Source organism: Methylobacterium longum (assembly GCF_022179385.1).
Lineage (GTDB): Bacteria > Pseudomonadota > Alphaproteobacteria > Rhizobiales > Beijerinckiaceae > Methylobacterium > Methylobacterium longum.
Genome location: NZ_BPQS01000084.1, coordinates 1 through 9898 on the forward strand (window position 1 = coordinate 1; position 9898 = coordinate 9898).

Genomic DNA, 9898 nt, shown 5'->3' on the forward strand with positions numbered 1-9898 from the left:
GTGGCCGTGACGAGGTGGTCCGGCGTCTTGTAGCGGAGCGTGACGCCATCGACCTCCAGAAGAGGCTGACCCGTGTCCATCCATCCTCCCACGCGCCGCGGCTTGGGCCGCGTGTCGCTGACGGCCCGGAGAGGGTCCGGGTCTCACGGAAACGTGTATCGGGCGCGGTCGGAGGCTGTAAAGGCGGTGATACCCCGGAGGGCCGTCCCGGAGCCGCACCTGTCATGGCGGCCCAAAACGCTTGGTTGGTCTTGCATATTCGGATTTCGGGTGTTTTCGCGTTATAAAATCCGTCGATCCACCCGCAATATTATAAATATCTATATCTTAAAGTCTTTGATGCGCCCCGACGTGCATTCATGGACTTATCGACCGCAGTTATTTCTTAAGACATATCTTTCATGACTTCACCCTGTGGTGACGCGCGCAATCCGATCGGTTCGGATCGATAGCAATCTCTGGGGTCCCTCCATGCGGTTTCAGTTGTCCATCAAGGCGGCCCTGATCGGAGCCTTCGGCTGCCTCGCCCTCATCGCCGCGGGTCAGGGAACCCTGTCCCTGACCAAGCTGTCGGGCATCCGCTACTCTGTGAACGAGGTGACGAAGAACTGGCTGCCCTCGGTTCTGATCCTCGGCACGATCCAGAATGACGTGGCCGACATCCGCGTCAAACAGTTCCGCATGCTGACCTTCAACGCGACGCCGGAGCAGCGGGCCGACAACCAGACGCTCCAGGCGACCGCCATGGCCAAGCTCGCCGCCGACCGGACGATCTACGAGCCCATGATCTCCTCGCCCGAGGAGCGGGCGCTGTGGGAGACGTTCGGCGGATTGTGGGCGCGGTACGAGGCGTCCAACCGGACGATGTCCCAGCTCCTCGAGCAGGGTCGCCCGGCCGAGGCGCTGGCGCTGATCGGCAGCCGCGAGCAGCTCGACCTGTACAACCGCATGCGCGACGCCCTGGCGGCGGACGCGGAGCTGAACAACCGCAGCGCCCACCAGGAGACCACCACGGCCCTGACGCAGGCCGACGCCGCCATGGTCGCCGCCTACGTCGCGGTGGCGGTCGCGGCGGCGCTGGCGGCGTCCCTGTTCGGCCTGCTGCGGGTTTCCCGCCCGATCACGGTGATCACGCAGGCCATGTCGGCCCTGGCCCGCGGCGAGGCCGCCGAGGTGCCGTACCGGAACCGCCGGGACGAGATCGGCGCGATGGCGTCCGCCGTGCAGGTGTTCAAGGACAACCTGATCCGCACCCGGCAGCTGGAGGCGGAGACCGCCGAGGCGCGGCTCGCCGCGGAGGAGCAGCGCCGGAGCGGCATGCGCCAGATGGCCGACGGCTTCGAGCGGGCCGTCGGCGGCATCATCGGCCTCGTCTCCTCCTCCGCCACCGAGCTGCAGGCCACGGCCGGCTCCCTGTCGGCCATGGCGGGCCAGACCTCGAGCCAATCCGTCACCGTGGCGGCGGCGGCCGAGGAGGCGGCCTCGAACGTCAACACGGTCGCGGCCGCCGCCGAGGAGCTCGGCTCCTCCGTGCAGGAGATCGGCCGGCAGGTGGACGGCTCGGCGGACCTCGCCCGGCGGGCCGTCGGCGAGGTCGACCGGACCGGCGCACTGGTGCAGGAGCTGAGCGCGGCGGTGGCTCGCATCGGCGACGTGGTCGGGCTGATCTCCTCGATCGCCGGTCAGACCAACCTGCTGGCGCTGAACGCCACGATCGAGGCGGCGCGCGCCGGCCCGGCGGGGCGGGGCTTCGCCGTGGTCGCCGCCGAGGTGAAGGCGCTGGCCGAGCAGACCGCCACGGCCACCGAGGAGATCTCCGGCCAGATCGCGCGGGTCCAGGGCTCGACCGGTCAGGCGGTGACGGCGATCGGCGCGATCACGGCGCGGATCCAGGAGATCAGCGGGGTGTCGACCACCATCGCGGCCGCCGTGGAGGAGCAGGGCGCGGCGACGCAGGAGATCGTGCGCAACGTGACCCAGGCGGCGCAGGGCACCGGCGCGGTGACCAGCACCATCGCGGGCGTGGCGAGCGCGGCCGAGGAGACCGGGGCGGCCGCCAGTCAGGTGCTGGGCGCGGCCTCCGAGCTGTCGCGCCAATCCGAGCACCTCGCCGCAGAGGTCGGGCGCTTCCTGGCGACCGTCCGGGCTGCCTGAGGTCGGGGGCCGGGGGACCCCCGGCTCAGGCCGGGTGCCACCACCGGCCCTTCAGCACCACGCCCTCCGCGGTGATGCGCTGGGCGCCGGTCAGGGTCTCGCCGCGCGTGTCGACGTAGTCGAACGCGCCGTCGCGCACGGCCAGCACGGTGGCGTCGCCGAGCGCCCCGACCTTCAGGGTGCCGTACTCCATGCGCTTGAGCGCCACGGCGGCGTTCACCGTCGAGGCCGCGACGACGTCGGTGAGGCTCATGCCGAGGCAGAGCATCTTCGACATCGTGGTGACCTGATCGAAGGCCGGCCCTTCGATGCAGAGCTGGTGGACGTCCGACGAGATCGTGTCGGGCAGGAAGCCGCCCGCCAGCATGGCCCGCGCGGTCCTGAAGGCGAACGAGCCCTTGCCGTGGCCGATGTCGAACAGCACGCCCCGCGCCCGCGCCTCGCGGAGCGCCGGCTTCACGGCGCCCTGCGCGGTCACCGGAGAATTCGGGAACGGCCGGAACGCGTGGGTCAGCACATCGCCGGGCCGCAGCATGGCGAGGACCTGCTCGTAGCTCGGCGGCGGCTCGTCGATATGGGCCATCAGCGGCAGGCCTGTCTCCTCGGCGACCTGCAGGGCGATGTCGAGGGGCGCGGTGCCCTGGTCGCCGGAGGCGTGGCGCCCGACCCGGACCTTGATGCCGACGATCACGTCCCGGTTGGCCTCGGCGACCTCGACGGCCTCCCGGGGCGCCATCAGCCGCGGATCCTCGCTCTCGCCGACCATGATGGTCTTCGAGAAGCCGAAGATGCCGGCGAACGAGACGTGCAGGTAGGCGAGGATCCGCGCCTGCGAGCGCTCGATCACGTGGCTGCGGAAGCCCGCGAAATTGCCGGGCCCGGCGCTGCCGGTATCGACCGAGGTGGTCACCCCGGAGGTCCGGCAGAAATCGTCGGCGTCGATGCCGAGCGACGTGCCGCCCCAGTAGACGTGGGTGTGCAGGTCGATCAGGCCCGGCGTGACGATGGCGCCGGCCATGTCGCGCACCTGCGTGCCGGGGCCGGCCGGCAGGTCGCGGCCGAAGCCCGAGACGCGGCCGTCCGCGAAGGCGACGTCGCAGATCCCGTCGTGGTTCTGCGACGGGTCGACGACCCGCGCGCCCTTCAGGATGAGGTCGTGCTGCACTGGAGGCTCCGGGTGGCTGTCAGGCCGCGCGGGCCGGCGCGGCCGCGTCGTTGAGGTGGCAGGCGGCGAAGTGGCCGGTGCCCACGGGATCGAGGCCCGGCACCTCGACCCGGCAGCGGTCGAAGGCGTGCGGGCAGCGGGTGTGGAAGCGGCAGCCGGCGGGGGGGTCGATCGGGCTCGGCACGTCGCCCTTGAGCACGATGCGGGTGCGCCCGGCCCCGGGCTCGGGGATCGGCACCGCCGAGAGCAGCGCCTGCGTGTAGGGGTGCTTGGGCGCCAGGAACATGTCCCGCCGCGGGCCGATCTCGACGATCTTGCCGAGATACATCACCGCGACGCGATGGGTCATGTGCTCGACGATGGCGAGGTCGTGCGAGATGAACAGCATGGCGAGGTCGAGCTCGCGCTGCAGGTCGCGCAGCAGGTTGACGATCTGCGCCTTCACGGAGACGTCGAGCGCCGAGACCGCCTCGTCGCAGATGATCAGGTCCGGCTCGGCGGCGAGCGCCCGGGCGATGCCGATGCGCTGGCGCTGCCCCCCCGAGAACTCGTGCGGGAAGCGCCCGAGCGCCTCGCGGGGCAGGCCGACCCGCTCCATCAGGCTGGCGAGGCGGCTCTCCAGGTCGGCGGCGTTGTGGGCCAGCCCGAAATTGCGGATCGGCTCGGCCAGGATCGCCCGCACCCGCATCCGCGGGTTGAGTGACGAGAATGGGTCCTGGAACACCATCTGGATGTGGCGCCGCAGGGGCCGGAGCGCCCCGGCCGAGAGGTCGTCGATGCGTTTCCCGTCGAGCACCACTTGGCCGGCGGTGGGCGCGTAGAGGCGCATCAGCGCCTTGGCGACGGTGGACTTGCCGCAGCCGGATTCCCCGACGAGCGACAGGGTCTCGCCGCGGGCCACCGTGAAGGACAGGCCGTCCACCGCCTTGAGCACGCGGGTCGACCGGCCGAACAGGCCGCCGCCGAGGGAGAAATGCTTCTTGAGGTCGTTGACCTCCAGCAGGGTGCGGCCGGCGGGTGCGGGCGTGGCGCTCATGCCGCGAGGGCGTCCTTCGGCGCGTAGTGGCAGGCGGCGAGGTGGCCGGGCGCCTTCGGCTCCAGGGCCGGGGCGTAGGCGCGGCACAGGTCGGTGACGTCCGGGCAGCGCCCGGCGAAGACGCAGCCCTCGATCCGGCCCTTCAGGCTCGGGACCATGCCGGGGATCTCGGCGAGGCGCGCGTCGGCGCCGTGCTCGACGGCGCCGAGCTTCGGCACCGCCCCCATCAGGCCGCGGGTGTAGGGGTGGCGCGGCGCCCGGAACAGGTCGCGGACCGGCGCCTCCTCAACCTTGCGGCCGGCATACATCACCACCACCCGGTCGGCGACCTCGGCCACCACGCCGAGATCGTGGGTGATCAGCATGATCGCGGCGCCGACCCGGGCCTTCAGGTCGCGCATCAGGTCGAGGATCTGGGCCTGGATGGTCACGTCGAGGGCGGTGGTCGGCTCGTCGGCGATCAGGAGTTTCGGCGAGCAGGCGAGCGCGATGGCGATCATCACCCGCTGGCGCATGCCGCCGGAGAGCTGGTGCGGATATTCCCGCACCCGCCGCCGGGGCTCGGGGATGCCCACCAGCGTCAGCATCTCCACGGCCCGCGCCTCGGCCTCGCGCCGGCCGAGGCCCTGGTGCAGGCGCAGGGTCTCGCCGATCTGGCGGCCCACCGTCAGCACCGGGTTCAGGCTCGTCATCGGCTCCTGAAAGATCACGCTGATGTCGTTGCCGCGGATCTTGCGCATAGCGCTGTTCGGCAGGTCGAGGAGGTTCCGGCCCTCGAACTTGATGGCGCCGGCGATGCGGGCCGGCGGCTCGGGCAGGAGCCGCAGGATCGACATCGAGGTCACCGACTTGCCGCAGCCGGATTCGCCCACGATCGCCAGGGTCTCGCCCGACTGGATCGCGAAGGAGACCCCGTCCACCGCCCGGTTCACCCCGTCGGGGGTGCGGAAATGGACCTGCAGGTTCTCGATCGACAGGAGGGGTGCGCCGCTCACGCCTGTGCTCATCACACGTCTTTCGCCATGCGGGGGTCGAGGGCGTCGCGCAGGCCGTCGCCGACGAGGTTCACGGCGAGCACCGTCATCGAGAGGAAGATCGCCGGGAACAGGATGATGTAGAACTTCACCTGCCAGAGCGCCCTTCCCTCGGCCATGATGTTGCCCCAGGAGGGCGTCGACGGCGGCACGCCCGCGCCGATGAACGACAGGATCGCCTCGGTGATCATCGCGGAGGCGCAGATGTAGGTCGCCTGCACGGTCATGGGCGCCAGGGTGTTGGGCAGGATGTGCCGCCAGATGATCGCCGGCATCCGCGTGCCGGTGGTCACCGCCGCCTCGACGTAGGGCTGCTCGCGCAGCGACAGCACCACGCCGCGCACGAGGCGGGCCACCCGCGGGATCTCCGCGATGGTGATCGCCACGATGACGTTCTGGACCGAGCCGCGGGTGAGCGCCATCAGCGCCACCGCCAGCAAGATCGGCGGGATCGACATCATGCCGTCGACGACCCGCATGACGATCCCGTCGAGCCAGCGCACCATGCCGGAGACGAGGCCGACCGCCAGCCCCGCGATCGAGGCGAGAAACGCCACCGAGAAACCGACCAGCAGGGAGACCCGGGCACCGTAGACCACCCGCGAGTAGACGTCGCGGCCGAGCATGTCGGTGCCGAACCAGTATTGCGCGGAGGGCACCCGGGTGCGCTTGGCGGGCGCCAGGGCGGTCGGATCGACGGTGCCGAGCCACGGCGCCAGCACCGCCATCAGGAACACGACGAGGAGCAGCACGCCGCCGACCACGATGGTCGGGTTGCGGCGCACATAGGTCCAGATCGGCCCCCGGCGCTTGCGGGCTGGGATGACATCCGGCAGCGGCGCCGCGACGGCGAGGCCCGGCGGCGGTGCCTTGGGGGCGGCGCCTTCGGGCGGGGCGCCCGCCTGCCGGGCGCTGTCGGAGAAGGGCGCGACGGTCGCGGTCAATAGCGGATCCTCGGGTCGAGCACGGTGTAGAACAGGTCGATGGCGAGGTTCACCAGCACGTAGACGAAGCTGAACAGCAGCACGACGCCCTGGATGACCGGGTAGTCGCGCCGCAGGATCGCATCGACGGTGAGGCGCCCGAGGCCGGGAATCGCGAAGACCGTCTCGGTCACCACCGCGCCGCCGATCAGCAGGGCGATGCCGATGCCGATGACGGTGACGATCGGCACCGCGGCGTTCTTGAGGGCGTGGACGAACAGGACCGGCCCCTGCGCCAGCCCCTTCGCCCGGGCGGTGCGCACGTAATCCTGGCTCAGCACGTCGAGCATCGTCGCCCGGGTCACGCGGGCGATCAGCGCGATGTAGACGAGGCCGAGCGTCACCGCCGGCAGGATCAGGTTGGCGAACCAGGGCCACAGGCCCTGCTCGATCGGCGTGTAGCCCTGCACGGGCAGCCAGCCGAGTTCGAGGGCGAAGACGTAGGCCAGCACGTAGCCGACCACGAAGACCGGCACCGAGAAGCCCATCACGGCGAGCCCCATGACGAGGCGGTCGATCAGGCTGCCGGCCTTCCAGGCGGCGACGACGCCGAGCGGCACCGCCACCACGATGGCGAAGACCAGGGTGACGAGCATCAGCGAGACGGTGGGCTGCACCCGCTGGCCGATCATGGTGGTGACCGGCAGGTTGGTGAAGATCGAGGTGCCGAGATCCCCGTGGAGGATCTGCCACGACCATTCCCAGAACCGCACCAGGAAGGGCCGGTCGAGGCCCAGCGTGGCGCGGATGCGGGCGACGTCGTCGGGCGTCGCCTGGTCGCCCGCGATGATCGCGGCCGGGTCGCCGGGGGCGAAATAGAGGAGGCTGAAGACGAACAGCCCGACCACCGCCATGACCGGGATGGTGGCCAGGATTCGCCTGCCGATATAGCCGAGCATGGGTCCTCGCTATCGTGCGGGCGGGATGCAGGGGCGGGTGCCGCTGCGGCTCCCCCCGCTGCGGGGGAGGGTGGCCCCCGGAGGCGGTCCGGAGCGGGGCGGCGCGACGACACGGAACGGGGCTGTGCCCGCCGTGACGGCGGCGCCTCCTCCGGAGACGCCGCTCCCCTCGGCCGACCCCGGCTGATCCAGGCCCCCCCCTCCCCCGCGGAGGCGGGCGGGACGGTGAGCGGCTGTTTCTGCCATGACAGCCCCCTGCCCCATCACGCCTTCGACACGCCCCAGGTGAACGGGATCGGCCCCTTCACGATGCCCGAGACGTTCTTGCGCCACGCTTGGTAGCCCAGGAAGAACCCGGTCGGCACGTAGACCACGCCCTCGCAGGCGGCGGCGTTGACCTTGTCGATGGCGGCCTTCTCGGCGGCCGGGTCGGCGGCGTCGAACCACTCGGCGATGGCGGTCTCAACCGGCGGGATGTTCGGCCAGCCGAACCACGCCTTGTCGCCGCTGGCCCGCACCGCCGGGTAGCCCGCCGGATTGATGGTGTCGGCGCCCGCGTGCCACGTGTGGAACATGTTCCAGCCCCCTTGGGCCGGCGGCGCCTTCGACGTGCGGCGGGTGCCGGTGGTGCCCCAGTCGGTGGCGACGAAGTCGACGTTGAAGCCCATCTGCTTCAGCAAGTCGGCGGTGATGTCGCCCTGCGCCTTGGTGATCCCCTGGTCCTGCGCCACGATGCAGACCACCGGCTCACCCTTGTAGCCGGCTTCCTTGAGCAGTTTCTGGCCGAGCTTGATGTCGCCCTTGCCGACGTTCTCGCCGCCCGCCTCGCTGTAGAGCGCCGTGCCCGGCGTGAAGAAGCCCGGCAGCTTCTTCCACAGGGCGTCGTCGTCGCCGACGATCGCCCGCATGTAATCCTCCTGGTTCATCGCGGTCATGACCGCCTGGCGGATCTTCGGATTGTCGAAGGGCGGATAGAGGTGGTTCATCCGGAACGAGCCGACATTGCCCAGCGGATCGGCGATATCGACGTTCAGGTTGCTGTTCTTGCGCAGGAGCGGCACCAAGTCGGAGATCGGGTTCTCCCACCAGTCGACCTCGCCGTTCTGCAGGGCCGCGGACGCGGTGGCGGCGTCCGGCATGATCACCCACTCGACCCGGTCGACCAGGATGTGCTTGCCGCCCGCCAGCCAGGAATTCGGCTCGTCGCGGGGCTTGTAGTCGGCGAACTTCTCGAACACCGCCCGGGCGCCGGGCACCCACTCGTTGCGGACGAACTTCATCGGGCCCGAGCCGACATACTCGGTGATCTGCGTGAACGGGTCGGTCTTGGCGATCCGCTCCGGCATCATCAGCGCCATCGGGGCGTTGGTCTTGCCGAGGGCGTAGAGCAGCTTCGGGAACGGCTTCTTGAGGCGCCAGCGGAAGGTCCGGTCGTCGGTGGCGGCCAGTTCGTCCTGGACGCCGCGGATCATGATGCCGATCGGGTCCCGGGCCATCCAGCGGTTGAGGCTCGCCACCACGTCCCTGGCCAGCACCGGCTCGCCGTCATGCCACTTGAGACCGGGGCGCAGCCGGAAGGTCCAGGTCAGCTTGTCGCCCGAGACCTCCTCGGATTCGACCATCTGGCGCTGCGGCTTCAACTGGTCGTCGACGCCGTACAGCATGTCCCACACGAGGGTGCCGGCGTTGCGCACGACGTACTGCGTCCCCCAGATCGGGTCGAAATTGGCGAGGTTCGCCTGGGGCACGAAGCGCAGCACCTTGGCGCCCTGGGCGAGTGCCGGCCTCGCGACCTGCGGTGCGGCCAGCCCGATCGCGGCCGAACCCTTGAGGAAGGTCCTGCGGTCCATCGTCTTCTCCCTGGCGGTGTGGATCTCAAGCATCGATCGCCGGCCCACACCTTGGGGGCGAGTTAGAACGGTTCCGATGCACGGGCGCAATGGCCCGGCGTGACAACGGCCCCCGGGCGAGCGCCGGCACGGCCGGCGGCTTCGGGGCGCCTTCGGCAAGGAGGGGGATGGCGTTGGCGCGGCGCGGACTCACGCCGCGAGTCTCGCAAGCTCCGCGCCAGCTCGGCCGTCACTGCGTTATGTATTCAGGATTGGGGGCGTCGCATCGCACGACCGGCCGGCTCAGGGCGCGGCGGGTGACGCGGGCTCGGGGCCTCGACGCGGAATCCGCGAGGTCGCGTCGAGGCCCCGAGCCCGTGCGGGCCCGCGGCCCTCACGGGCGACCTGTCTTCACTTCCCGCGCGGGCGGCGCGTGGGTGAGGATCCACGCCGTCAATCCCGGAGCCGCCCGGCGGATGCCAGGGTGACGGAGGCGGAGCGGTCGCCGGCGCAGCCGCGGCGCGCGGCCGCGAACGCGGGCCCGTCGACCCCGCGGGGCGGCGGGAGCCCGGGCCCGAGCGCGCGTCGGCGCCGGCGTTCGGGATTCGGTTCCCGGCGGGTCGCCTCAGCGCGGGCGGCGGCGGACGCTCACCACGTTGCTGGCCGGCTCGGCCTTTCCGGAGGCCGCCGGCAGTGCGGTGAGGGCGGTTTTGACGATGCTGTCGGCGTCGAGGCCGGCCTCGGCGTACATCTTCTCGGGGCTGTCGTGATCCTGGTAGGCGTCCGGCAGCGTCATCG

7 protein-coding genes are annotated in these 9898 nt (G+C 70.9%); 1 reads left to right on the top strand and 6 read right to left on the bottom strand.

Going from position 1 to position 9898, the window contains the following annotated elements:
• The first annotated feature begins 471 nt into the window (after positions 1 to 471).
• The gene (locus MFF58_RS30460; protein WP_238293889.1) at positions 472 to 2154 is read left to right on the top strand and encodes a HAMP domain-containing methyl-accepting chemotaxis protein; all 1683 of its coding nucleotides are present in this window, start codon (positions 472 to 474) and stop codon (positions 2152 to 2154) included.
• A gap of 25 nt (positions 2155 to 2179) precedes the next feature.
• Here the strand turns inward: MFF58_RS30460 and MFF58_RS30465 are convergent, their stop codons facing one another.
• From MFF58_RS30465 to MFF58_RS30490, 6 genes are all read right to left on the bottom strand, one after another.
• A complete protein-coding gene (locus MFF58_RS30465) occupies positions 2180 to 3319 on the bottom strand; it encodes an amidohydrolase/deacetylase family metallohydrolase (protein ID WP_238293891.1) in 1140 nt (379 codons plus the stop codon).
• 19 nt (positions 3320 to 3338) lie between these two features.
• Positions 3339 to 4355: an ABC transporter ATP-binding protein gene (locus tag MFF58_RS30470; RefSeq protein WP_238293893.1), complete on the bottom strand. Its 1017-nt coding sequence runs from the start codon at positions 4353 to 4355 to the stop codon at positions 3339 to 3341.
• Complete coding sequence (locus MFF58_RS30475) at positions 4352 to 5362, bottom strand: ABC transporter ATP-binding protein (RefSeq protein WP_238293895.1); 1011 nt, start codon at positions 5360 to 5362, stop codon at positions 4352 to 4354. Before MFF58_RS30475 ends, MFF58_RS30470 begins: the two co-directional genes overlap by 4 nt.
• Positions 5362 to 6333, bottom strand: coding sequence for an ABC transporter permease (locus tag MFF58_RS30480; RefSeq protein ID WP_373323416.1), 972 nt, complete (start codon positions 6331 to 6333; stop codon positions 5362 to 5364). The genes MFF58_RS30475 and MFF58_RS30480 overlap by 1 nt, the downstream gene beginning before the upstream one ends.
• The gene (locus MFF58_RS30485; RefSeq protein ID WP_238293896.1) at positions 6330 to 7271 is read right to left on the bottom strand and encodes an ABC transporter permease; all 942 of its coding nucleotides are present in this window, start codon (positions 7269 to 7271) and stop codon (positions 6330 to 6332) included. Before MFF58_RS30485 ends, MFF58_RS30480 begins: the two co-directional genes overlap by 4 nt.
• Positions 7272 to 7534: 263 nt before the next feature.
• Positions 7535 to 9121, bottom strand: coding sequence for an ABC transporter substrate-binding protein (locus tag MFF58_RS30490; RefSeq protein WP_238293898.1), 1587 nt, complete (start codon positions 9119 to 9121; stop codon positions 7535 to 7537).
• Positions 9122 to 9898 lie beyond the last annotated feature (777 nt).

Bases quoted from the DNA above. Each gene is read 5' to 3' on its own strand.
- MFF58_RS30460 (WP_238293889.1), top strand. From the start codon at position 472: ATGCGGTTTCAGTTGTCCATCAAGGCGGCCCTGATCGGAGCCTTCGGC.
- MFF58_RS30470 (WP_238293893.1), bottom strand. From the start codon at position 4,355: ATGAGCGCCACGCCCGCACCCGCCGGCCGCACCCTGCTGGAGGTCAAC.
- MFF58_RS30475 (WP_238293895.1), bottom strand. From the start codon at position 5,362: ATGAGCACAGGCGTGAGCGGCGCACCCCTCCTGTCGATCGAGAACCTG.
- MFF58_RS30485 (WP_238293896.1), bottom strand. From the start codon at position 7,271: ATGCTCGGCTATATCGGCAGGCGAATCCTGGCCACCATCCCGGTCATG.
- MFF58_RS30490 (WP_238293898.1), bottom strand. From the start codon at position 9,121: ATGGACCGCAGGACCTTCCTCAAGGGTTCGGCCGCGATCGGGCTGGCC.